Origin of the sequence: Mesorhizobium sp. M0119 (assembly GCF_040322615.1) — a bacterium.
Taxonomy (GTDB): Bacteria; Pseudomonadota; Alphaproteobacteria; order Rhizobiales; family Rhizobiaceae; genus Mesorhizobium.
This window is the reverse complement of sequence record NZ_JAMYTU010000040.1, coordinates 15407-39585: the sequence shown is the minus strand read 5'-3', so window position 1 is coordinate 39585 and position 24179 is coordinate 15407. Positions and strand designations below refer to the sequence as shown.

The 24179-nt window shown below is 62.3% G+C and carries 15 protein-coding genes and 1 tRNA gene; 12 read left to right on the top strand and 4 right to left on the bottom strand.

The window, feature by feature from the left end; translation table 11 throughout:
* Nucleotides 1-65: 65 nt before the first annotated feature.
* The 6 genes from glgB (at nt 66) to bglA (ending at nt 10503) form a co-directional block, all read left to right on the top strand.
* Nucleotides 66-2279: a 1,4-alpha-glucan branching protein GlgB gene (glgB, locus tag NKJ40_RS26090; RefSeq protein WP_352468539.1), complete on the top strand. Its 2214-nt coding sequence runs from the start codon at nt 66-68 to the stop codon at nt 2277-2279.
* A 35-nt stretch (nt 2280-2314) separates the two neighbouring features.
* Entirely contained in the window at nt 2315-3580 is a 1266-nt protein-coding gene (gene glgC, locus NKJ40_RS26085) for a glucose-1-phosphate adenylyltransferase (RefSeq protein WP_352468538.1), read from the top strand.
* A 3-nt stretch (nt 3581-3583) separates the two neighbouring features.
* Nucleotides 3584-5029, top strand: coding sequence for a glycogen synthase GlgA (glgA, locus tag NKJ40_RS26080; protein ID WP_292653627.1), 1446 nt, complete (start codon nt 3584-3586; stop codon nt 5027-5029).
* A gap of 3 nt (nt 5030-5032) precedes the next feature.
* Nucleotides 5033-6661 (top strand): alpha-D-glucose phosphate-specific phosphoglucomutase, encoded by a 1629-nt coding sequence (locus tag NKJ40_RS26075; RefSeq protein ID WP_352468537.1) that lies wholly within the window; start codon nt 5033-5035, stop codon nt 6659-6661.
* A gap of 217 nt (nt 6662-6878) precedes the next feature.
* Nucleotides 6879-8885, top strand: coding sequence for a glycogen debranching protein GlgX (glgX, locus tag NKJ40_RS26070; RefSeq protein WP_352468536.1), 2007 nt, complete (start codon nt 6879-6881; stop codon nt 8883-8885).
* Complete coding sequence (bglA, locus tag NKJ40_RS26065; protein WP_352468535.1) at nt 8875-10503, top strand: beta-galactosidase BglA; 1629 nt, start codon at nt 8875-8877, stop codon at nt 10501-10503. The genes glgX and bglA overlap by 11 nt, the downstream gene beginning before the upstream one ends.
* A 16-nt stretch (nt 10504-10519) precedes the next feature.
* Here bglA and NKJ40_RS26060 read toward each other — a convergent pair whose 3' ends face one another.
* Together NKJ40_RS26060 and NKJ40_RS26055 are read right to left on the bottom strand one after the other, a co-directional pair.
* On the bottom strand, nt 10520-12304 hold the full coding sequence (locus NKJ40_RS26060; RefSeq protein WP_352468534.1) for a pilus assembly protein TadG-related protein: 1785 nt from the start codon (nt 12302-12304) through the stop codon (nt 10520-10522).
* Between the two features lies 1 nt (nt 12305).
* Nucleotides 12306-12785 carry a TadE/TadG family type IV pilus assembly protein gene (locus tag NKJ40_RS26055; protein ID WP_352468533.1) on the bottom strand — a complete coding sequence of 160 codons (480 nt, stop codon included), beginning with the start codon at nt 12783-12785 and terminating at the stop codon, nt 12306-12308.
* A 384-nt stretch (nt 12786-13169) separates the two neighbouring features.
* Here NKJ40_RS26055 and NKJ40_RS26050 point away from each other — a divergent pair, with 384 nt between their 5' ends.
* From NKJ40_RS26050 to NKJ40_RS26035, 4 genes are all read left to right on the top strand, one after another.
* Nucleotides 13170-14762: a peptide ABC transporter substrate-binding protein gene (locus NKJ40_RS26050; RefSeq protein ID WP_352468532.1), complete on the top strand. Its 1593-nt coding sequence runs from the start codon at nt 13170-13172 to the stop codon at nt 14760-14762.
* Between the two features lie 165 nt (nt 14763-14927).
* A complete protein-coding gene (locus NKJ40_RS26045) occupies nt 14928-15851 on the top strand; it encodes an ABC transporter permease subunit (RefSeq protein ID WP_292653620.1) in 924 nt (307 codons plus the stop codon).
* Nucleotides 15844-16962, top strand: a complete 1119-nt coding sequence (locus NKJ40_RS26040) for an ABC transporter permease (RefSeq protein WP_352468531.1) — start codon at nt 15844-15846, stop codon at nt 16960-16962. Before NKJ40_RS26045 ends, NKJ40_RS26040 begins: the two co-directional genes overlap by 8 nt.
* A 1-nt stretch (nt 16963) precedes the next feature.
* The gene (locus NKJ40_RS26035) at nt 16964-18583 is read left to right on the top strand and encodes an ABC transporter ATP-binding protein (RefSeq protein ID WP_352468530.1); all 1620 of its coding nucleotides are present in this window, start codon (nt 16964-16966) and stop codon (nt 18581-18583) included.
* A gap of 63 nt (nt 18584-18646) precedes the next feature.
* Here NKJ40_RS26035 and NKJ40_RS26030 read toward each other — a convergent pair.
* Nucleotides 18647-18723: transfer RNA gene (locus NKJ40_RS26030), tRNA-Pro, on the bottom strand.
* Between the two features lie 206 nt (nt 18724-18929).
* On the opposite strand from NKJ40_RS26030, the gene NKJ40_RS26025 reads away from it, so the two are divergent.
* The gene (locus NKJ40_RS26025) at nt 18930-20444 is read left to right on the top strand and encodes a phosphomannomutase/phosphoglucomutase (protein WP_502903760.1); all 1515 of its coding nucleotides are present in this window, start codon (nt 18930-18932) and stop codon (nt 20442-20444) included.
* 17 nt (nt 20445-20461) lie between these two features.
* Complete coding sequence (locus NKJ40_RS26020; protein ID WP_352468528.1) at nt 20462-22732, top strand: AGE family epimerase/isomerase; 2271 nt, start codon at nt 20462-20464, stop codon at nt 22730-22732.
* Here the strand turns inward: NKJ40_RS26020 and betB are convergent.
* Entirely contained in the window at nt 22696-24159 is a 1464-nt protein-coding gene (gene betB, locus NKJ40_RS26015) for a betaine-aldehyde dehydrogenase (RefSeq protein WP_352468527.1), read from the bottom strand. The two genes, NKJ40_RS26020 and betB, sit on opposite strands and share 37 nt — an antisense overlap.
* Nucleotides 24160-24179 lie beyond the last annotated feature (20 nt).

Sequence of the window (24179 nt, the reverse complement as noted above, 5' to 3'; positions counted from 1 at the left end):
GCGACTGTCGAATTCAAAACTTCACTAGAAACACACACTTGGTGCCCGAGGAGGGACACTGCCTGATGAGCAAGCCGCGCGCGACCGTTGCGACAAGCGGGCCGGACGGACTGGCGCCAGCCGGCGATGTCGCGGCGATTGTCGCCGGCACGCATGGCGACCCGTTTGCCGTGCTCGGCGTGCATGAGGCGGGGAAGGGCTTTGTCGCCCGCTGCTTCGTCCCTCATGCCGAGGTCGTCACCGCCTACACGCTGACCGGCAAGAAGGCCGGCGAGCTGTCGAGACGCGACGATCGCGGTTTCTTCGAAGGCAAACTGTCGCTGCGCAAACGCCAGCCGCTGCGCTATCATGCCAGGAATTCCGGCGGTGACTGGTGGCTGACCGATCCATATTCCTTCGGCCCCGTGCTCGGCCCGCTGGACGATTATTACATCGCCGAAGGATCGCATCTCAGGCTGTTCGACAAGCTCGGCGCCCATCTCATCGACCATGAAGGTGCATCGGGCGTGCATTTTGCGGTGTGGGCGCCCAATGCAAGGCGCGTCTCGGTGGTCGGCGACTTCAACGAGTGGGACGGCCGCAGGCACACCATGCGCGTCCGCCGCGACACCGGCATCTGGGAGCTGTTCATTCCCGACATCGGCGCTGGCCGCCCGTATAAGTACGAGATCATCGGGCCGGATGGCGTGAGATTGCCGCTCAAGGCAGATCCGTTCGCCTTCAAGTCCGAACTGCGCCCGGCCACCGCCTCGGTGACGGCATTGCCGCCGGCGCATGAATGGGGCGACGAGGCGCACCGGAACTACTGGCGCAATGCCGACCACAGGCGCGAAGCCGTATCGATTTACGAGGTCCATGCCGGGTCATGGCGGCTTCACGACGACGGCAGCTTCCTGTCGTGGGACGAGCTCGCCGACAGGCTGATCCCTTACGTGGTCGAGACCGGTTTTACCCACATCGAATTCATGCCGATCTCCGAACACCCTTATGACCCGTCCTGGGGCTACCAGACGACGGGTCTCTATGCGCCGACTGCCCGCTTTGGCGATCCGGACGGTTTTGCCCGCTTCGTCGACGGTGCTCACCGCGCCGGCATCGGCGTCATCCTCGACTGGGTGCCGGCGCATTTCCCGGTTGACGAACACGGTCTGGCAAAGTTCGACGGCACCGCACTCTACGAACATGCCGATCCGCGCAAGGGCTTCCATCCCGACTGGAACACCGCGATCTATAATTTCGGTCGTCGCGAGGTGATTTCGTTCCTGGTCAACAATGCGCTGTTCTGGGCAGAGAAATATCACGTCGACGGTCTGCGCGTCGATGCGGTCGCCTCGATGCTTTATCTCGATTATTCGCGTAAGGCCGGTGAATGGATTCCCAACGAGAAGGGCGGGCGCGAGAATCTCGAAGCGGTCAGCTTCCTGCAGCGTATGAACAAGGAGGTCTACGGCCACCATCCGGGTGTGATGACCATCGCCGAGGAATCGACCTCGTGGCCGAAAGTCTCGCAGCCGGTGCATGAAGGCGGACTGGGCTTCGGTTTCAAATGGAACATGGGCTTCATGCACGACACTTTGGAGTATTTCTCCAAGGAGCCGATTTTCCGCAAGCATCACCACAACGACATCACCTTCGGCCTGGTCTACGCCTTCAGCGAGAATTTCGTGCTGCCGCTGTCCCATGACGAAGTGGTGCACGGCAAGGGCACGCTGCTCAACAAGATGGCCGGCGACGACTGGCAGAAATTCGCGACGCTGCGCGCCTACTACGCCTTCATGTGGGGTTATCCCGGCAAGAAGCTGTTGTTCATGGGCCAGGAGTTCGCACAGCGCCGCGAGTGGAGCGAGGCGCGCGCGCTCGACTGGAACCTGCTCGATTTCCGGCTCCACCGTGGCGTCTGGCAGACGGTGCGCGATCTGAACTATCTTTACCGCTCGCGCCCGGCGCTGCATGCCCGCGACTGCGAGCCGGAGGGCTTTTCCTGGCTGATCGTCGACGACAGCGCGAACTCGGTATTTGCCTGGCTACGCAGCGCGCCGGGCGGCAATCCGGTCGCCGTCATTTCCAACTTCACGCCGGTGCCGCGCGACAATTACCGCGTGCCGTTGCCGCAGGCCGGAAAATGGCGCGAGATCATCAACACCGATGCCACGGATTATGGCGGTTCCGGCAAGGGCAATAGCGGCGGCGTCGAGGCTCGGGCGGAAGGAGGAGGCATTTCGGCGACGATGCTTTTGCCGCCGCTGTCGACGATCATGCTCGAATTCGTCCCGGACTGAGCTATGTCTGGAGCATCTAACCTGGGAGGATAGGAATGGCTGAAATAAAACGAACACAGCCGCTGGCACGCGACGCCATGGCTTATGTGCTGGCCGGCGGCCGTGGCAGCCGGCTCAAGGAACTGACCGACCGCCGCGCCAAGCCGGCGGTCTATTTCGGCGGCAAGACCCGCATCATCGATTTCGCGCTCTCCAATGCGCTCAATTCCGGTATCCGCCGCCTCGGCGTCGCCACCCAGTACAAGGCGCATTCGCTGATCCGCCATCTGCAGCGCGGTTGGAACTTCCTGCGGCCTGAGCGCAACGAGAGCTTCGACATTTTGCCGGCCAGCCAGCGTGTGTCGGAAACACAGTGGTATGAGGGCACCGCCGACGCCGTGTACCAGAACATCGACATCATCGAGGCCTATGGGCCGGAATACATGGTCATCCTGGCCGGCGACCATGTCTACAAAATGGACTACGAATTGATGCTGCGCCAGCATGTAGAGGCCGGCGCCGATGTCACCGTCGGCTGCCTCGAAGTGCCGCGTATGGAAGCCACCGGCTTCGGCGTCATGCATGTCGACAACAAGGACACCATCATCTCCTTCATCGAAAAGCCCGCCGATCCGCCGGGCATTCCCGACAAGCCGGATTTTGCGCTGGCCTCGATGGGCATCTATGTGTTCAAGACCAAGTTCCTGATGGAGCAATTGCGTCGCGATGCGGCGGAGCCCGGCTCGAGCCGCGACTTCGGCAAGGACATCATCCCTTACATCGTCGAACACGGAAAGGCGATCGCCCATCGTTTCGCCAAATCATGCGTGCGCTCGACCGCCGAGAACGAGGCCTATTGGCGCGACGTCGGCACGGTCGATGCCTATTGGGAAGCCAATATCGACCTGACCGACATCACGCCGGAACTCGACCTCTACGACCGCGACTGGCCGATCTGGACTTACGCCGAGTTGAAGCCGCCGGCAAAGTTCGTGCATGACGAGGATGGCCGCCGCGGGTCGGCGGTGTCGTCTCTCGTGTCGGGCGATTGCATCGTTTCGGGCGCTTCGCTGAAGCGAAGTCTGATCTTCACCGGCGCGCGCATCAATTCCTATTCGACGCTGGAGGAGGTCGTCATGCTGCCCGACGTCCATGTCGGCCGCAACGCCAGGCTGAAGCGCGTGGTCATCGATCACGGCGTCAGGATCCCGGAGGGGCTGGTGGTCGGCGAGGATCCTGTCCTCGACGCCAAGCGTTTCCGCGTTTCGGAAAAAGGCATCTGCCTCGTCACGCAGGACATGATCAACAGGCTGGGATCGTAGTGCATGCAGGTTCTGTCGGTGGCGCCCGAGATCTTTCCGCTGGTCAAGACCGGAGGGCTCGCCGACGTGACTGGCGCCTTGCCCGTGGCGTTGGCCGGCAACGGCGTCACCATGCGCACGCTCGTCCCCGGCTATCCCCAGGTGATGGGCGCCTTCAGGAAAAAGAAGGCGGTTCAGCAATATTCATTGCTGCAGGGCGGCAAGGCTTCGGTGCATGCCGTCCAGATCGCCGGGCTCGACCTGTTCGTGCTTGACGCGCCGCATCTTTTCGACCGCCCCGGCGGCCCATACGGCAACGCGACCGGCGCCGATTGGCCGGACAATTGGCGGCGGTTCGCGGCCTTGAGCCAGGTAGGCGGTGATATTGCCGGCGGCGCGATCTCAGGCTACCTGCCCGATATCGTCCATGCCCATGACTGGCAGTCGGCGATGACGCTCGCCTACATGCGCTACGGCAAGGCGGTCGGCACGCCGTCGATGATCACCGTGCACAACCTCGCCTTCCAGGGCCAGTTCGGCGCCGGCATTTTTGGCGAGCTTGGCCTGCCGGCACCGGCGATGGCGCTCGACGGCGTCGAATATTATGGCGGCGTCGGCTTCCTCAAGGCCGGCCTGCAGGCCGCCTGGGCGATCACCACGGTCAGCCCGACCTATGCGCAGGAAATCCGCTTGCCCGAATTCGGCATGGGCCTCGACGGCCTGATCAACATGCGCTCCGTCGATCTCCATGGCATCGTCAACGGCATCGATACCGAGATCTGGAACCCGGAAACCGACAAGCATCTGGTCTCCAATTACACGGCAAAGACGCTTAAGGCGCGAATGCCCAACAAGGCCGCGGTCGAGGACCGTTTCAGCCTCGATCGCGATGATAGCCCGATCGTCTGCGTGGTCAGCCGGCTGACCTGGCAAAAGGGCATGGACATACTGGCGGCGGCCGTCGATGGCATTGTCGCGGCAGGTGCACGGCTGGCAATCCTTGGGTCTGGCGACGCTGGGCTGGAAGGCGCGTTGCTTGCCGCCGCAGCCCGCCATCGTGGTCGCATCGGCGTCGTCGTCGGCTATGACGAGGGACTCTCCCACACCATGCAGGGCGGCTGCGACGCCATCATCATCCCGTCGCGCTTCGAACCTTGCGGGCTGACACAGCTTTACGGCCTGCGCTATGGCTGTGTGCCGGTCGTCGCCCGCACCGGCGGCCTTGCCGACACGGTCATCGATGCCAACGAAGCCGCCATCTCGGCCGGCGTGGCGACCGGTTTCCAGTTTGCCCCCGCCAATGCCGGCGCCTTGCTGCACGCCGTCCGCCGCCTTGTCGAGGCGCATGCCAATCCCGCGGTGTGGACGTCGATGCAGCGGCAAGGCATGAAGGCCGACGTGTCGTGGGACAAAAGCGCCGAAAAATATGTCGAACTCTATCGCTTGCTGCTTTCGAAAAGGGCTGCCTGACTGATGATCCGCACTATCGCCACCAAACCCTATCCCGACCAGAAGCCCGGCACCTCCGGGCTGCGTAAAAAGGTCCCGGTGTTCCAGCAGGAGCACTATGCCGAGAACTTCATCCAGTCGATCTTCGACGCGCTGGACGGATTCGAGGGAAAAACCCTGGTGATCGGCGGCGACGGCCGCTTCTATAACCGCGAGGTCATCCAGAAGGCCATCGCCATGGCTGCGGCAAACGGCTTCGGCAAGGTGATGGTCGGGCAGGGCGGCATCCTGTCGACGCCGGCCGCTTCGCATGTTATCCGCAAATACAAGACCTTCGGCGGCATCATCCTGTCGGCCAGCCACAATCCGGGTGGCCCGCATGAGGATTTCGGCATCAAGTACAATGCCGGCAATGGCGGCCCGGCGCCGGAAAAGCTGACCGACGCGATCTTCGAAAAAACCAAGGCGATTTCGAGCTTCAGGATCGCCGATATCGGGCCGGTCGACATCGACACGATCGGCACGGTCAAGGCGGCTGACATGACCGTCGAAATCATCGATCCGGTCACCGACTATGCCGAACTGATGGAAAGCCTGTTCGATTTCGATGCCTTGCGGGCGCTGTTCAAATCGGGCTTCCGCATGCGCTTCGATGCCATGCATGCGGTGACCGGCCCCTACGCCAAGGAGATCCTCGAAAACCGGCTAGGTGCGCCGAACGGCACCGCCCGCAATTTTATCCCGCTGCCGGATTTCGGCGGCCACCATCCCGATCCCAATCTGGTGCATGCAAAATACCTCTACGACGAGATGATGGGGCCGGATGCGCCAGACTTTGGCGCCGCCTCGGATGGCGATGGCGACCGCAACCTGATCATTGGCAAGGGCATTTTCATCACCCCGTCGGATTCGGTGGCGATGCTCGCTGCCAATGCCCATCTGGCTCCGGGCTACAAGGCCGGGCTGAAAGGCATCGCCCGTTCGATGCCGACCAGCGGTGCTGCCGACCGCGTCGCCGAAAAGCTCGGCATCGGCATCTACGAGACGCCAACCGGCTGGAAGTTTTTCGGCAATTTGCTCGATGCTGGTATGGCAACGATCTGCGGCGAGGAGAGTGCCGGGACCGGCTCCAACCATGTCCGCGAAAAGGACGGCCTGTGGGCCGTGCTTTTGTGGCTCAACATCCTTGCCGTGCGCGGCGAAAGCGCCAAGCAGATCGTCACCCAGCATTGGGCGGCGTATGGGCGCAACTACTATTCGCGCCACGATTACGAGGAGGTCGAGACTGATCGCGCCAACGCGCTTGTCGACGAATTGCGCGGCAAGCTTGGCTCGCTGCCTGGCGCCAGCGTGCGCGGCATGACGATCGCCAGCGCCGATGATTTCGCCTATCACGATCCAGTCGACGGTTCGGTCAGCAAGAACCAGGGCATCAGGGTGTTGTTCGAAGGCGGCTCACGCGTCGTCTTCCGCCTGTCAGGCACCGGCACCTCGGGCGCGACGCTACGTCTTTATGTGGAGCGCTACGAGCCGGACAACAGCCGCCACGATCTCGACACCCAGGAGGCGCTTGCCGACCTGATTGCGGCCGCCGACGATATCGCCGGGATTCGCAGCCATACCGGCCGCGCCAAGCCGAGCGTGATTACGTGAGCTTGGAGCGGCGCGCCTTTCCTTCTCCCCTTGTGGGAGAAGGTGGATCGGCGCGAAGCGCCGAGACGGATGAGGGGTGTTGGAAGGAATGCCGTCCGCGCCAAGCTGGAGCACCCCTCATCCGTCGCCTTTGGCGACACCTTCTCCCACAAGGGGAGAAGGGGGAGCTAACCTGGCAACGCCTCAAACTGTCTACGACCTGCTGCTGTGAGCGCGCGTGAGCCAACTCGGTGCAACTATCACCAAGGAAGGCATCCGCTTCGCCGCATGGTCCTCGTCGGCTCGGCGCATCTGGATCTCGATTTTCGACGAACACGGCAACCGCGAAGTCGACCGGCTGGAACTCCAGTCGGAAGGCGAGGGCGTCCACGCACGTTTTGTTGCCGGTCTCGGCGCCGGCACCCGATACGGGTTCCGCGCCGATGGCGACTACGCGCCGGAACACGGTCTCTGGTTCGATCCCGACAAGCTGCTGGCCGATCCCTATGCCGTCGAGATCGACAGGCCCTATGCCTATGACGGCCGGCTGGCCGCGCGCCGGGGCGATGGGGCCGACACGGCGTCGCTGATGCCGAAGGCCATTGCTGGCGCCTTGCCGGAACCCTTGCCTGCCTTGCCGCCTCTGTTTCGGCCCGGCGGCCTCATCTACGAGGTGCCGGTACGCGCCTTCACAAAGCTGCATCCGGACATTCCCGAGAAGCAACGCGGCACCATTGCAGCGCTCGCTCATCCCCTTGTTATCGAGCATCTGCAAAAACTCGGCGTCGCAGCCATTGAGTTGATGCCGGTGACTGCATCGATCGACGAACGGCATTTACCGCCGCTCGGTCTGCGCAACGCCTGGGGTTATAATCCCGTGACCTTCATGGCGCTCGATCCGCGACTGGCGCCCGGTGGTCTGGCCGAGTTGCGCGCCACGGTTGCCGCGCTGCGTGAGGCCGGCTTCGGCACCATCCTCGACCTGGTGTTCAACCACACCGGCGAAAGCGACCGGCTCGGCCCGACATTGTCGCTGCGCGGGCTCGACAACCGCGCCTACTACCGGCACGAGGCCGACGGCGCTCTGGTCAATGACACCGGAACCGGCAGTACGGTTGCGTGCGATCATGCGGTCGTCCGGGAAATGGTTCTCGACGCACTTCGTCACTTTGTCCAGCGCGCCGGTGTCGACGGGTTCCGCTTCGACCTAGCGCCGATCCTTGGCCGCGTCGACGGCATTTTCGACGCTGATGCGCCGCTGCTGAACGCCATTCGCAACGACCCTGTTCTCGGCGACCGGGTGCTGGTAGCCGAGCCCTGGGACATCGGACCGGATGGCTATCAGCTCGGCAATTTTCCGCCGCCCTTCCTGGAATGGAACGACAGATACCGTGACGATATCCGCCGCTTCTGGCGCGGCGACGGCGGTATGATCGGTGCGCTGGCGACGCGGCTTGCCGGTTCGTCCGACGTCTTTTCCAAAGCAGGCCAGACAACGAGCCGCAGCGTCAATTTCATCGCTGCGCATGACGGCATGACGCTGGCCGATATCGTTGCCTATGAGCACAAGCACAACGAGGCCAATGGCGAACAGAACCGCGATGGTCACGACGACAACCTGTCCTGGAACAATGGCGTCGAGGGCCAGGCCGACGACCGCGCGATCGTTGCGGCCCGTTTCGATGACCAGTGCGCGCTGCTGGCGACGCTCTTTGCCTCGCGCGGCACGATCATGCTGACGGCCGGCGACGAGTTCGGCCGCACGCAACGCGGCAACAACAACGCCTACTCGCAGGACAATGACATCACCTGGGTCGACTGGGCCGGGCGCGACCAGGCGCTTGAGCAGTACACCGTTCTGCTCGCCAAGATGCGTCGTGCCGTGCCGGCGCTTTTGGACGCAAGCTTTCTCACCGGCGAGCCAGCGGCCGGCTCGGAAATGCCAGACGTTGCCTGGCTGACTGAAACCGGCGTGACGCTCGACGAGGCAGCCTGGCACGATGCCAGGCGGCACCGGCTGGTCATGGTTCTCGCTAGCGATCGGGACAGTCGTCTTGCAGTGATCATCAACGGCGACCGCCGGGCCTGCATGTTCACGCTGCCGGAACGGGCGGGTTTTCATTGGCGCACGGCCACCGAAACGGATTCTGGCGATATCTCACGGCCGGTGCCTGGGCGAACGGTCATATTCATGATCGAACGCAGGACCGCGCGGGCGGGCGCAGGGGAGAGCCATGATGGCTGACAATGCCGAATGGTGGCGCGGCTGCGTCATCTACCAGATCTACCCGCGCTCCTTCCAGGACACGACAGGCGACGGTAGCGGCGATCTCAGCGGCATCACCTCGAGGCTGGCCCATGTCGCATCGCTCGGTGTCGACGCGGTCTGGCTGTCGCCTTTCTTCAAGTCGCCAATGGCCGACATGGGTTACGACGTTTCGGATTACCGCGCCGTCGATCCGATGTTCGGCACGATCGAGGACTTCGACGCCATGATCGCCGAGGCGCACCGGCTCGGCCTGAAGGTGATCATCGACCAGGTCTTGTCGCATTCGTCGGATCGGCACGAATGGTTCGTCGAAAGCCGCACGAGCCGCGACAACCCCAAGGCCGACTGGTACGTCTGGGCCGATGCGAAGCCCGACGGCACCGCCCCTAACAACTGGCTGTCGCTTTTCGGCGGCCCGGCCTGGGAATGGGACGCAACGCGCAGGCAATATTACCTCCACAATTTCCTCGCCTCGCAGCCGGACCTTAATTTCCACAATCCGCAGGTGCAGGACGCCTTGCTGGAAACGGTGCGGTTCTGGCTCGAGCGCGGCGTCGACGGGTTTCGGCTGGACACGGTCAACTACTATGTCCACGACCGCTGGCTGCGCAGCAACCCGCCTTTGGCGGAAAGCGTCGCCGGCATCAATACGGCAACCAGCACCTATCTTTACCAGGAGCATCTGTTCGACAAGAGCCAGCCGGAAAACCTGGCTTTCCTCAGGCGCTTCCGGGCCTTGATTGACGAATATGAAGGCCGCGCCGCGGTCGGCGAGATTGGCGACGAAAGCCGTTCGTTGCAGACACTCGCCGCCTATACCGGCGGTGGCGACAAGCTCCAAATGTCCTACACCTTCGACCTGCTCGGCCCGCAATTCTCGGCGGCGCATGTGCGTGGCTGTGTCGAGGCGTTCGAGAGTACGGTGTTCGACGGCTGGGTTTGCTGGGCATTCTCCAACCACGATGTCGTGCGCCATGTCAGCCGCTGGACAAGGCCAGCCGGCGATCCAGGCACGGTGGCAAAATTCTCGATCGCGCTGCTTTCCTGCCTGCGCGGATCGATCTGCCTTTACCAGGGCGAAGAACTCGGGCTGGAGGAGGCCGAACTGGCCTTCGAGGATTTGCACGATCCTTTCGGCGTCCGCTTCTGGCCGGCAATCAAGGGGCGGGATGGGTGCCGAACGCCGATGGTCTGGGAGGCTAGCGTCGACAACGCCGGCTTTTCGACCGGCAAGCCGTGGCTTCCAATCCCGGCAAGCCATCGCGCCCGGGCGGTCGACGTCCAGTACGGCGAGCAAACGTCCGTCCTGGCGAGCTACCGGGCGATGCTGGCCTTGCGCAAGCAGCATCCGGCGCTGGTTCGAGGCTCGATCCGGTTCCTCGATGCCGAAGGCGACGTCCTTGCTTTCGTTCGAGAAGGCGGTGACGAAAAGCTGCTCTGCGTCTTCAATTTCGCCGACGAGTTGGCCGACTGGCAATTGCCGCCGGACCTGGATGCGATAGAACCGATAGATCTTGGCGATGCTGACGGGGTCTTGCAGGAAAGAACTCTGTCGCTGTCGCCGCTAGGCTGCTTCCTCGGCCGGATCGGCTGATCTCTATTTCATCATCTCATTGAACAAGCACGGAGCGCCCGCAAGTCGCGCCGACAACCCGGACATCGGCCTCGCCGACATGCACACCAAGCGCCGCAAGCACGTTATAGACCAGTGCGTCGACAGGCGCCGTCACGCCGTTCAGAACCGTTACCACTGCCGGCTTCACCGTTCCGAGCAGGGCCGTCACGTCCAGCCCGAGGCCCAGCGCATTGACCGAGAGCGAAAGGCCGCTGACCAACGATGTCGTGAGCGATTGCGTCAGGTTTTTTGTGGCGACAGTTTTTATCGTCTTGTTGGCGATATCGGTGCTGTCGAACGTCAATGTGGTCGGATCGTTGTTGGTGATGGCAAGTGATGAAGAACCCTTCACATCGAGCAGATTGAGGGTAAGCAGCAGAAGCTTCACGCTTACTTGTGCAATCGTGGCATCGGAGAACGATTGCGGATTGCTGAAATCGGCGAAGGCCGATGGGTTGTTGTCGGCGTCGCTGGCGGCAAGGTGCAGCGAGGCCACGCCTGGCTGCGCGGCGATCGAGACCTTGATGCTATCCGGCCGGCCCGTCGGGCAGCTGATGTCGGTTAGCTTGGCTTCCGCATAGGCGACTTCGGCATGCAGAGGCAGGTTGACGGACAGCAGACTGATGCCGCCGCCGAGATTGGAATTGCCGATGCCGACTGTGGTGACCAGCTTGATGCGCGTCTGCGCGGTGCGCACCACGGTGCCTTTTTCCCCGACGGCCAGCCAGGGTGAGTATTGCATCGGTTCACCGATAGCGATGGCGAGCGTGGTGGAGGTAAGTCCCGGAATAGTGGCGCCGAGATCGACCTGGACCTGGTTTGAGCCATTGGCCAGCGAGGCGGCGGCACCCAGCATGCCCATCGCGCTTGCGTCGACGGAAAAGCCGGGAGACTTTTGTCCGAGGCCGAGCCTACCGATCGAGCCAAGATCGATAAGATGATTGAGGGGTATCTTGACCGTGTTGGTGGCCCTGGATGCGATCGTCTGCAGCACAAGTTTGCTGGCGCTGCCCGACCCGGACGCATTGGCCATGGCGGTCGCGATCTGGCCTACCGTCGCTTTTGACGCCAGCACGTCGGAATAGCTGACACCGGTTAGTTGCAACTGTACGGCAAGGGCATCGACGAACGAAAGCACGTTGACATCGGCCGAGATCAGCGCGTTGTAGTCCATGACGCTGAGCGAGATGTTGGCGCCCAGCAGCTTGCTGAGAAGCGCGTTGAGGATGCCGCCATTGACGCTGAGCAACCTGGACCCGACCGAGAACATCGCTTGCGGGGTCACGCTGGCAATGGCTTCGGTGCCGACAACCGGGGTAGGGATGAGCGAACTGGCGAAATACCGGGCGGGGATTTTTTGCAGAGTGACGCGAACGGCGTTGTAAGGCGTTTTACCGGCTTCGAAGCGCTTGTCGACTTCGACGGAGGACGCCGCTGAGTATCGGCCGCCGGTGACCGACACGACGGTTTTCCCAACCGTGGGAACGATTGTCTCACCCGGCTTTTGAACAATGATGCCGGGCATTCGGTTGTCACTGAGCGTGGTTACCGCCGCGGCTTCCATATTGTTGATGTTCGACGCCGCGGTGATCGCCGCCAGATCGGTCATCGCCTGGGCTTCCCTGCGCTCCGTGTAGATCGAACCTTCGTCGACAGCGAAGGCCGCCAGCCCCAGCGCGAATGGCGCTATCAGCGCCGTCATGACGGCAAAGTTCGCCTTCTCCTCGCCAACCATCGAGCGAGCGATCCGGCCGATGCCCCTCAGCAAGAACTGCGACATTTCAAATGCCTCCAATCCTGATGGTCGACCTGCGCGAGATCGTGGTTTGCGGCATCGCAACGCTTGGTAACAGGTTCCAGATCGGCAGGTTGCTGGCATCGTACTGGATCGACACGACGAACTGATTTCCGTCGGCCGTGCTGTCCGTCGCCTGATAGGTCAGCTTGCCGGAATCGACGAACGGGTATCCACTGGCATTGTTTTTGACGAAACTCGCCACCAGCGCCTGGCGCTCGGTTTGGTTCAATCCGGCAATCGCAGTGCGGGCGGCATCGGCGGCGATCTGCTGCAAGGAGTTGCTCGCACCAAAATAGATACCATATGCAACCATTCCGAGCAGGAGCAGGATAAAGACCGGTGAAAGCAGGGCGAATTCAACCGCAGAAGTTCCAGATTCGTCCCCGATTAGGCGTAGCTTTGTCCTTAATTGGCGTATGTTTTTTGCCGCTAATGAGACAGTTTTACTGTCTGTCTTATCCATTGCCCTTGTCCACGGAACTTAAGAGAGATGTGCCGAACCCGCCCAAATATGTAACCCATGGTTGACTAAAAACTAATTAATACATTCTCGCAAACTGAAATGATCCGCCAGATTATCTCCCCCGGACGGGCGTTTTCCGGGCGATGAAACGCAGCCAAGCCCATGGTTTCGACCATTGATTGGCCGCTCGCAAGGCGACTGTCCCGGCGCCTTACTTTGGGTGACCCCGAGAGTCTGTTGAAATAAAAAATCTCCACGTTACTGTTTGACCACCAGCTGCCGGAAAGGGAACCGGCTGCGCGCTCGAAAGGAACCAGCCAATCGGTTTCGGGGCGTCAACACTTAGAGACGTGGCTGAAGGGCGACGTCATTAGGGAGAACTCCATGCTGAAACATGTGCTGAAGGCGACGGTACTCGCCACGACCATGGTCTTGGCCGCCGGTACGTTCTACACGCCGGCTTTCGCCGAAACCGTCTACAACCGCGGAGCCGCCGCCGAAGCGGAGACGCTCGATCCGCACAAGACCTCGACGGTCTACGAAGCCGATATCATACGCGACCTGTTCCAGGGCCTCGTCATGCATGACCAGAAGACGAATCTCATTCCGGGCGCCGCCGAAAGCTGGACGGTGTCCGACGACGGCACTGTCTACACCTTCAAGCTGCGCAAGGACGGCCTCTGGTCGGATGGCAGCCCGGTGACGGCGGACGACTTCGTTTATTCGTTCCGTCGGCTGGAAGATCCGGCCACCGCTGCCGAATACGCTTCCATGCTCTATCCAGTGAAGGGTGCCGAGGAAGTCAACACCAAGAAGGGCAAGCCGGAGGATATGGGCGTCAAGGCGATTGACGCAAATACCCTCGAAGTCACGCTCAAGGCGCCAACGCCTTACTTCCTGGAGATGCTGACCCATCAGGCGACCTATCCGGTTAATAAGGCGTCTATCGAAAAGCTTGGCGCCGACTGGATCAAGGCAGGCAAGCTGGTCTCCAACGGGGCCTTTACAGCGGCGGAGTGGATTCCCAACGACCATCTGAAGCTGGTCAAGAATCCGAAATTCTGGGACGCCGCGAGCGTCAAGTTCGACGTGGTCAACTACATCCCGACCGAGGATCGCTCGTCGGCGATGAAGCGCTTCGAGGCCGGCGAACTCGACAGCTACGGTGACCTGCCGACCGAACAGCTCGCCGACCTCAGGGCCAAATTCGGCGACCAGGTCCGTGTCGGGCCATATCTCGGCACCTACTATTATGCGATCAAGACCGACAAGGCGCCGTGGGACAATGTCGAACTGCGCAACGCCATCTCGATGGCGATCGATCGCGACTTCCTCGCCGAAAAAGTCTGGCAGAATTCGATGCTGCCCGGCTATTCGATGGTGCCTCCAGGCATCGAGGGCTACACGCCGGCACTGGCCAAATACGCCGACATGTCGCAGATCGACCGCGAGGATGAAGCCAAGAAAATCCTGGAAAAGCTCGGCTATACGCCCGAGCATCCGTTGAAGATGGAAATCCGCTACAACACCTCGGAAAACCACAAGAACACCGCCGTCGCCATCCAGGAACAGCTGAAGCCGCTTGGCGTCGAGGTCAGCCTGCTCAACACCGATACAAAGACCCACTACTCGTTCCTCGAGCAGAAGGGCGACTATGACGTCGCGCGTGCCGCCTGGATTGCGGACTACAAGGATCCGGAAACCTTCCTTGGCATCTCCCGCAAGGCCAGTGGCAACAACTATTCCATCTACAACAGCCCGAAATACGAAGAGGCCATGGACAAGGCCGCCGCCGCCGGTGGCAAGCCCGAAGAGCGCATGAAGGAACTCGCCAACGCCGAGCGCATCCTCGTCGATGAGGTCGGCAACATTCCGATCCTTTACTATAGCTATCACGACATCGTTTCCTCGAAGCTGCACGGCTTCGACGACAATGTGATGGATATCCATCCGTCCCGCTTCATCAGCAAGGACTGACCCTTAGCCAGGCCGCCGCGCACCTCAATGCGCGGCGGCGCTGGTTTGCCATCGCATCGGCCCGGGAACCGGATTCGATTTTCGACAATGCCGGTGCGAAGATTTGAAGACTAGAGCGCAATCGTCCAGCTGGACGCGCGCTGCTCTGGATCAAGCGGGGCATCGATGCTGCGTTACGTATTTCGGCGGCTGCTGACCGCCATCCCGACGCTGTTCGTCATCGTGACCATAGCGTTCTTCCTGATACGCGTCGCACCGGGCGGACCGTTCAACCAGGAGCGGGGCCTGAGCCCCGAGATCAGAGCCAATCTCGAAGCCCAGTTCGGCCTCAACGACCCGCTCTGGCTGCAGTACCTCCATTATCTAGGCAATCTTCTGCGCGGCAATTTCGGCCCCAGCTACAACATGCCGGATTTCACCGTCGGCGAGCTGTTCAGGGAAGGCCTGCCGATCTCGATCCAACTCGGCGCTTCGGCGCTCGTTCTGGCGCTGCTCCTCGGCAGCGTGCTCGGCACTGTTGCCGCGCTCAACCAGAACAAGCTTGCCGACTATTCGGTGATCGCGCTGGCGACCGCCGGCAGCACCATACCGACCTTCGTCATCGCCCCGGTAATCCAGCTTGTATTCGGATTGACCTGGAAGCTGCTGCCGATCGGTGGCTGGGGCGATGGAGCCCTCATCAACAAGGTCGGCCCGGTGCTGACGCTCGCTCTACCGCAGATCGCCATCGTCGCCCGATTGATGCGCGGCTCGATGATCGAATCGCTGCACTCGCATCACATCCGCACCGCGCGCGCGCTCGGCCTGTCCGACTGGTCAGTCGTCGTCAAGCATGCTCTGCGCGGCGCCATCCTGCCGATCGTCTCCTTCACCGGTCCGGCAGCCGCGGCCCTTCTCACTGGCTCGATCATCGTCGAGACCATCTTTTCTATCCCGGGCATCGGCCGCCATTTTGTCGTTGCCGCGCTCAACCGCGACTACACTCTGGTGATGGGGACGGTGGTGGTCATCGCGCTCTTCACCATCGTTTTCAACCTGATCGTCGACGTCCTCTATGGTGTCGTCGATCCGAGGGTGCGCTATGACTGATATCGCAGTTGCCGCACCGGTCGTCGGCCGATCCCTGTGGGGGGACGCCTGGGCACGCCTCAAGGCCAATCGCGCGGCCATGTTCAGTCTCTATTATCTTGCCTTCATCGCCGTCATCAGCGTGTTTGGGCCCTATTTCGTGCCGCACCAATACACAACCATCTATGCCGACTATGTCCGGACGCCGCCGAGCTTCTCCGCCTATCCGAAGGCCGACATGATCGAAGGCGCTCTCGATGAGGCGATCAGGCGTATGCGCGTCGACATCAAGGAGTGGCGGCAGGAGGGCAGCCGTGTGTTCGTTACCGTCAGATCGTCCAAGCCGATCGACGACCGCAACATTCGCTACCTTGATCGTTCCGATACCTTTGATGACACAAAGATCGAGAGCAAATCGCCGGACGGTCTCGAAATGGTGATGAGTGCCTCGATCAAGCAGCAATATTTCCTGTTCGGCACCGACAATACCGGCCGCGATCTCCTGTCCCGAACGCTGATGGCCGGGCGCATATCGCTGGCCATCGGCCTGCTTGCCGGCATTGTGGCCGTGGTCATCGGCGTGCTCTACGGCGCCACCGCCGGCCTTGCCGGCGGCAGAGTCGACGAGGTGATGATGCGTATCGTCGACGTGCTCTATTCTTTGCCGTTCATCTTCTTCGTCATCATGCTGGTGGTGTTCTTCGGCAGGAACTTCGTGCTGATGTTCCTGGCCGTCGGCGCGGTGTTGTGGCTCGACATGGCGCGCATCGTGCGCGGACAGGCGCTGTCGATCCGCCGGCAAGAATATGTCCAGGCGGCGGAGGCGATGGGCGTCAGGCAGCGCGGCATTCTGCTGCGCCATGTGATCCCCAATTTGCTCGGGCCGGTGGTGATCTACATGACGCTGCTGGTGCCGCAGGTCATCATCCTGGAGAGTTTTTTGTCGTTCCTCGGGCTCGGCGTCCAGGAGCCGATGACCAGCTGGGGCGTGCTGATCTCGGTCGGCGCCCAGAACATCGGTTCGGCCAACTGGCTGCTTTTGTTCCCCGCCTTCTTTCTCGTCTCCACGCTGTTCGCGCTGAATTTCGTCGGCGATGGGCTGCGCGACGCGCTCGACCCGAAGGATCGTTGAGATGGCTGCTTCCGAAACCATCCTCAGCGTCAAGGACCTTCGCGTCCGCTTCCGCACCCTCGACGGTGTGGTGGAGGCGGTGAAGGGCATCAACATCCACGTCAAATCAGGCGAAACCGTCGCCGTCGTCGGCGAATCCGGTTCCGGCAAGAGCCAGACGATGATGGCGGCGATGAGCCTGCTCGCCTCGAACGGCGAAGCCACCGGCACCGTCGATTATCGCGGCCGCAATCTTTTGACCTTGAGCAAGCCCGAGCTCAACAAGATCCGCGGCCGCAAGATCAGCATGATCTTCCAGGAGCCGATGACTTCGCTCGACCCGCTCTATTCGATCGGCAACCAGCTGATCGAGCCGATCCGCAAGCATCGCGGACTTGGCGCCGCTGCGGCGCGCGAGGAGGCGCTCAAGTTGCTGCGGCTGGTCCATATTCCCGATCCGGAGCGGCGGATGAAATCCTATCCGCACGAGTTGTCGGGCGGTCAGCGCCAGCGCGTCATGATCGCCATGGCGCTGGCCAACGACCCCGACATACTGATCGCCGACGAGCCGACGACCGCGCTCGACGTCACCATCCAGGCACAGATCCTCATGCTGCTCGCCGAACTGCAGCGCAAGCTCGGCATGGCGATCGTCTTCATCACCCACGATCTCGGTATCGTCAGGCGCTTTGCCGATCGGGTCTATGTGATGCGCTATGGCGAGGTCGTCGAGGAGGGCGAGGCGGAAGCGATCTTCGCCAACCCGCAGCACGCCTACACCAAGATGCTGCTCGCCGCCGAACCGACCGGCACCAAGGCGCCGCCGCCTCCGAATGCCCCTGTCCTGCTTGAAGGCAGGAACGTCGAGGTGACCTTCAAGATCGGCGGCGGATTTCTTGGCGGAGAACCGCTGATATTGCGCGCTGTCGATCGCATTTCGATCCGGCTGAAGCGCAACCAGACCATCGGCATCGTCGGCGAATCCGGCTCGGGAAAATCGACGCTCGGCCGCGCCTTGCTGCGGCTCCTGCCCAGCGACGGCATCATCCGGCTTGGCGATCGCGACATTTCCCACGCCGACCGGCAGGCGATGCGGCCGCTGCGGCGCGAATTGCAGCTGGTTTTCCAGGATCCATTCGGCTCGCTGTCGCCACGCATGACCGTCGGCCAGATCATCACCGAGGGGCTGCTGGTCCACGAGCCCAATCTGTCGGGCAGGCAGCGCGATCTCCGCGCGGTCGATGCCTTGCTTGAAGTCGGGCTCGACCCGAACACGCGCAACCGCTATCCGCACGAATTCTCCGGCGGGCAGCGGCAGCGCATCGCCATTGCGCGCGCCATGATACTGAAGCCGAAAGTGGTGGTGCTGGACGAGCCGACCTCGGCGCTGGACCGCTCCGTGCAGAAGCAGATCGTCGAATTGCTGCGCAAGCTGCAGGCCAACCACGAGCTGTCCTATCTGTTCATCAGCCACGATCTCGCCGTCGTGCGCGCGATGGCCGACTACATTATCGTCATGAAGCAGGGCAAGATCGTCGAGGAGGGACCGGCCGAGGCGATCTTCAGTAATCCGCAGGCCACCTACACACAGACGCTGATGGCCGCGGCCATCGACGTGACGCGATTTCGCTTGAGCGCATAGCGCGATTGGTCAGAACTGCCGCGGACGTTTCGGGAACAAAAACAGCTAAGCCGCTGTTTTTTCTGGTCGGAGTGGCAGGATTTGAACCTGCGACCCCATCGTCCCGAACGATGTGCGCTACCAGGCTGCGCTACACTCCGTGACCAGACCGCGGGCTTATAGCCGCCGCGTTTGGTTACTGCAAGCGCCAATGGCAGCGCTTCTGTCGCATTTCTTTCGCTTTAGCCGCCACGTCATACAGGTTTCAGTTTCCTGTCGCACAAACACGGCTTAAAGGGGCTTCTGGGTAATCGTCCACTTGCCTCGAAGCACCTGATTCAGCCGCCTGGAGTTTGCAGCCTTGTCGATGAAGATCGTTAGCGATGTCAGACCAAACACTTTTGAGTTTGAAACCTCGGCGCTGATCAAGCCGTCCGGGTTTCGCGAATATGATGCGCGCTGGTGGTTCGGCCATCCCGGCTCGAACGAGCCGCCGGAACTCAATCTGATCGGCGTCCAGGCGCTCGGCATGGGGCTCGGCACGCTGATCCGCCGCCTGGGTGCCGGACCCGACATCGTCACCGGTCACGATTTCCGCTCTTATTCGCTTGCCATCAAGCTGGCGTTGGTTTCCGGGCTGATGGCGGCCGGCGCACGGGTCAAGGATGTCGGGCTTGCCCTGTCGCCGATGGCTTATTTCGCCCAGTTCGCGCTCGACACGCCCTCCGTCGCCATGGTCACTGCCTCGCACAACGAGAATGGCTGGACCGGCGTCAAGATGGGCGCGGCGCGCCCGCTGACTTTTGGTCCGGAGGAGATGAGCGCGTTGAAGGCGATCGTGCTCTCAGGCGATTTCGACCTTGTCGGTGGTGGCTCCTATGACTTCGTTGCGGATTTCCGCAAAACCTACCTTGACGATCTGACAGCGGGCAAGCGTATCTCCAGGAAGCTCAAGGTGGTGGCCGCCTGCGGCAACGGCACCGCCGGGGCTTTCGCTCCCGAGGCACTGGAAAGGATCGGCTGCGAGGTGATCCCGCTCGACGTCGAGCTCGATCATACGTTTCCCAACTACAATCCCAACCCCGAAGACATGCAGATGCTGCACGCCATTCGCGACAAGGTGCTGGAAACGGGCGCCGATGTCGGGCTCGGTTTCGACGGCGACGGCGATCGCTGCGGCGTGGTCGACAATGAAGGCAACGAGATCTTCGCCGACAAGGTCGGCGTCATGCTGGCGCGCGACATCTCGCACCTCTACCCAGGCTCGACTTTCGTCGTCGACGTCAAGTCGACCGGATTGTTCATGACGGACAAGGTGCTGCGGGAAAATGGCGCGGTCACCGACTATTGGAAAACCGGTCATTCCTATATCAAACGGCGCGTCGCCGAACTCGGCGCCGCCGCCGGTTTCGAAAAATCGGGCCATTTCTTCTTCAATCCGCCGATCGGCCGCGGCTATGACGATGGCCTGGTAACGGCCATCGCCATATGCCAGATGCTGGATCGCAGCCCGCAAAGCAGCATGGCCGACCTCTATCGCGATCTGCCGCTAACCTTCGGCACGCCGACCATGTCGCCACACTGCGCCGACGAGCTCAAATACGGCGTCGTCGAGCGCGTCGTAGGCGACTTTCGCAAGATGAAGGACGAGGGCGCGGTCTTCGCCGGCCAGAAGATAGCCGAACTGATCACCGTCAACGGCGTCAGGGTCGTGGCGGAGGATGGTACCTGGGGGCTGGTGCGGGCATCATCGAACAAGCCGGAGCTTGTGGTGGTGGTCGAAAGCCCGATATCGTCCGAGCGGCGGCGGCAGATGTTCGAAGCCGTCGACGCGGTGCTGCGCCGCAGCCCGGAAGTCGGCGCCTACAATCAGACCTTTTGAACGCGGGGCTTGTTTTCATGACCGAACGGATCGTCAGTTTTGTGATGAGCGGCGGCGTCGGCTCGCGGCTGTGGCCGCTGTCGCGCGAGGACAATCCCAAGCAGTTCCATGATTTCTCAGGCGACGGCTCGATGCTGGCCAAGACGCTGCGCCGGCTGACCGCGCGGCCGGAAGGCGAAACGCCGGTTTTCCTGATTGCGTCGGAAAGGCATGCCGACCGCGTTCATGCCGACATTGCCGGTCACGAGCTTTCCGGCGGCGGTCCGCTGTTCGAGCCGACCGGACGCAACACTGCCGCGGCCGTCGCTTTGGCAAGCCTGCGCACCTTGTCGGAATTCGGCGACAGCCTGGTGCTGGTGGTGCCGTCCGACCATGAGATCGCGACCGCGCAGCAATTCTGGCGGAGCGTCGAGGCCGGCACGGCGGCCGCGCGCCAAGGCAGGCTGGTGGTGTTCGGCATCAAGCCCGCCCAACCCGAGACCGGTTATGGCTACATCGAGGTGGCCGGCGAGCGCGATGGTATCTGCGATGTCTCGCGTTTCGTCGAAAAACCCGATCTCGCCACCGCGCAGAGCTATCTCGAGGCCGGCAATTTCTACTGGAACACCGGCATCTTCCTGTTTCGCGCCAGTGCCATGCGCGACGCGTTCATGGCTTTCCAGCCAGACATCTGGAGCGCCACAGAGGCTGCCTACCAGGCTGCGACATCGGACCTTTCCGGCCTCTACATGCCTCTGGAGCTCTATGCCGCCATCCCATCGACATCGATCGACTATGCGATCATGGAGCGCGCCAGCGGCATCGCCATGGTGCCGGCCGGCTTTCGCTGGAACGATCTCGGCTCCTGGCAATCGCTGCTCGACGTCGGCCCCTCCGACACGCAGGGCAATGTCATCGTCGGCGACGTCGTCGCCATCGATTGCGAGAACTCCTATATCCGCAGCGACGGCCGCCTGCTGTCGGCCATAGGCCTGAAGGACGTCGCCATCGTGTCGACCGCCGACGCCACTTTCGTCGCTCCGGTCAGCCACAGCCAGAACGTCAAGAAGATCGTCGAGCAGCTCGAAAAGAGCGGCCGCCTGGAGACCAGGTTCACGCCCGCCGACGATCGTGTCATCGAAAGCGGCGCCTGGCAGCGCCGCGTGCACCATTGGCTGTTCGAGGAGACGGTGCCGTTATGGTCGACGGTCGGCGTCGATGAGCGCCATGGCGGGTTCCACGAAGCGCTCGGCTTCGATGCCGCCCCGCTGATGAAACCCAAGCGCATGCGCACACAGGCCAGGCAGATCTACGCCTTCGCCGTCGCTAAGGCGCGCGGCTGGAACGGCCCAGCCGATCGGCTGATCAGCCACGGCCTCGAATTCATGGCCAGGCACGGACGTACCGACAATGGCGGCTGGGTACGCACGCTCAACGTCGACGGCACCGTCGCCGACGCAGCCGAGGATGCTTACGACCATTCCTGCGTGCTCCTGGCGCTGGCGCATGCCCATATGTGCGGCAATCCCGATGCGTTGCGGCTTGGCGAGGAGACTTTTGCGTTCATCGACGCGCATCTCGAGGACGAGCGCCTGACCGGCTTCCGCGAGACCTCGAGCGGCGAGGGCGAGCGCCGCTCCAACCCGCACATGCATCTGCTCGAGGCGTTTTTGGCCTGGCATCAGGCGACCGGCGAGCGCGCCTATCTTCGCCGCGCCGCGCGTATCGTCGATCTGTTCCGCAGCCATTTCTTCGACCCGGAGAGCTGGACACTGGGTGAGTATTTCGACAATGAATGGCGGCCGGCCCCTGGCGAGAAGGGCACGTGGACCGAACCGGGCCATCATTTCGAATGGGCCTCGCTGCTGGTCGACTTCGCCGGCCGTAGTGGCCAGAGCGGGTTGACAGGGCTCGCCCGGAAACTTTATGCGTCGGCAATTGCCAATGGCCTGAACCGCGCCACAGGCCTCGCCTACGGCGCGGTCTCGCGGCAAGGACTGCCGCTCGACCGCGTCTCGCGCAGCTGGCCGCAGGCCGAAGCGATCAAGGCGGCGATCGCGCTGGACGGTTCGGGCGGTCCCGACCTGAAGCCGGAAATCGAGGCGCGTGTCGGCCGGCTGTTCCGCTGGCACATCAATCCGGCACCGCTCGGCCTGTGGATCGACCGCATCGACGAGCGTGGCCGCTCGCTGGCAAGCGAGGTGCCGGCCAGCATCTTCTATCATCTCGTCTGCGCGCTGACGCAGTATCTGGACGGCACCGCCCGCAAGGATCAGTATGGGCTGGCGACGTCCCCCGTCTCGACATAGACCGACTTCAGCTGCGAATAGAGTGCCAGTGCCGCGAGCGAATTCTCGCGGCCGACGCCGGACTGCTTGAAGCCGCCGAACGGGATTTCGACCGGCGTCAGATTGTAGGCGTTGATCCAGCAGGTGCCGGCCTGCAATTCGGCGATGACGCGGTGGGCGCGCGCCAGATCGCGGGTGAACACGCCAGCGGCGAGGCCGAATTCGGTATCGTTGGCGCGCTCGATCACCTCGTCCTCGCTGTCGAATTTCAGCACGCTCATCACTGGCCCGAAAATCTCCTCGCGCGCGATGCGCATCGTGTCGGTGACACCGGTGAACACCGTCGGCTCGACGAAGAACCCGCCCTGGAAGCCCTGCAGCGAAGGCATATTGCCGCCGCAGACGAGCACCGCGCCATCCTGTTTGCCCGCTTCGATGTAAGAGACCACCTTGTCGTGCTGCGCCTTGGAGACCAGCGGCCCCATTTGCGTGTCCGGATCGAGCGGATCGCCGATGCGGATTTTCTTGGTCCGTTCGGTCAGCCTGTCGACGAAACGGTCATGGATGCTGCTCTGCACGAACACCCGCGTGCCGTTGGAGCAGATCTGGCCGGTCGAATAGAAATTGCCGAGCATCGCGCCGCCGATGGCGTTTTCGAGGTTGGCGTCTTCGAAGACGATCAGCGGCGACTTGCCGCCGAGCTCCATCGTCGCGTGCTTCATCTTCGAACCGGCGAGCGACAGCACCTTGCGGCCGGTCGGTACCGAGCCGGTCACCGAGACCTTGGCGACGACATCATGCCCGACGAGGCCGGCGCCGACATCGCCATAGCCTTGCACGACGTTGAACAGCCCGTCGGGCAAGCCGGCCTCGGTATAGATTTCGGCGAGCGCCAGCGCCGATAGCGGCGTGTTCTCCGACGGCTTGAACACCATGGCGTTGCCCATGGCGAGTGCCGGTGCCGATTTCCAGCCGGCGATCTGGATCGGATAGTTCCACGCGCCGATGCCGACGCAGACGCCCAGCGCCTCGCGCCTTGTATAGGCAAAGGGTCCGCCGAGATCGAAGGACTCGCCATTATAGGCAGCGACCGCGCCGCCGAAATATTCGAGGCAATCCGCGGCCGACGGCGCATCCGCCACCAACGTCTCCTGGATCGCCTTACCGGTATCCAGCGTCTCGATGCGCGCCAGATCAGCATTGCGCGCCCGCAATATGTCGGCGGCGCGGCGCAGGATGCGTCCACGCTCGACCGGCTTCAGCCGCGCCCAGGCGGGTTGTGCTGCACGCGCTGCTTCGATCGCGAGTTCCAGCACGTTCGGCGTCGCCGAACGCAACATCGCGATCGTCTCGCCGGTTGCTGGATAGATGACCGGCAGTGGCGCACCCTGCTCGTCGTCGATGTAGCGGCCGTTGACATAATGCGATGCCGTTGGCTGGGCGCGCATAGCTGTTCTCCAATCGTCTT

Excerpts from the sequence above, each read along its gene's own strand:
- glgB (WP_352468539.1), top strand. The coding sequence starts at position 66 with ATGAGCAAGCCGCGCGCGACCGTTGCGACAAGCGGGCCGGACGGACTG.
- glgC (WP_352468538.1), top strand. The coding sequence starts at position 2,315 with ATGGCTGAAATAAAACGAACACAGCCGCTGGCACGCGACGCCATGGCT.
- glgA (WP_292653627.1), top strand. The coding sequence starts at position 3,584 with ATGCAGGTTCTGTCGGTGGCGCCCGAGATCTTTCCGCTGGTCAAGACC.
- NKJ40_RS26075 (WP_352468537.1), top strand. The coding sequence starts at position 5,033 with ATGATCCGCACTATCGCCACCAAACCCTATCCCGACCAGAAGCCCGGC.
- bglA (WP_352468535.1), top strand. The coding sequence starts at position 8,875 with ATGATGGCTGACAATGCCGAATGGTGGCGCGGCTGCGTCATCTACCAG.
- NKJ40_RS26060 (WP_352468534.1), bottom strand. The coding sequence starts at position 12,304 with ATGTCGCAGTTCTTGCTGAGGGGCATCGGCCGGATCGCTCGCTCGATG.
- NKJ40_RS26055 (WP_352468533.1), bottom strand. The coding sequence starts at position 12,785 with ATGGATAAGACAGACAGTAAAACTGTCTCATTAGCGGCAAAAAACATA.
- NKJ40_RS26050 (WP_352468532.1), top strand. The coding sequence starts at position 13,170 with ATGCTGAAACATGTGCTGAAGGCGACGGTACTCGCCACGACCATGGTC.
- NKJ40_RS26045 (WP_292653620.1), top strand. The coding sequence starts at position 14,928 with ATGCTGCGTTACGTATTTCGGCGGCTGCTGACCGCCATCCCGACGCTG.
- NKJ40_RS26040 (WP_352468531.1), top strand. The coding sequence starts at position 15,844 with ATGACTGATATCGCAGTTGCCGCACCGGTCGTCGGCCGATCCCTGTGG.
- NKJ40_RS26035 (WP_352468530.1), top strand. The coding sequence starts at position 16,964 with ATGGCTGCTTCCGAAACCATCCTCAGCGTCAAGGACCTTCGCGTCCGC.
- NKJ40_RS26025 (WP_502903760.1), top strand. The coding sequence starts at position 18,930 with ATGAAGATCGTTAGCGATGTCAGACCAAACACTTTTGAGTTTGAAACC.
- NKJ40_RS26020 (WP_352468528.1), top strand. The coding sequence starts at position 20,462 with ATGACCGAACGGATCGTCAGTTTTGTGATGAGCGGCGGCGTCGGCTCG.
- betB (WP_352468527.1), bottom strand. The coding sequence starts at position 24,159 with ATGCGCGCCCAGCCAACGGCATCGCATTATGTCAACGGCCGCTACATC.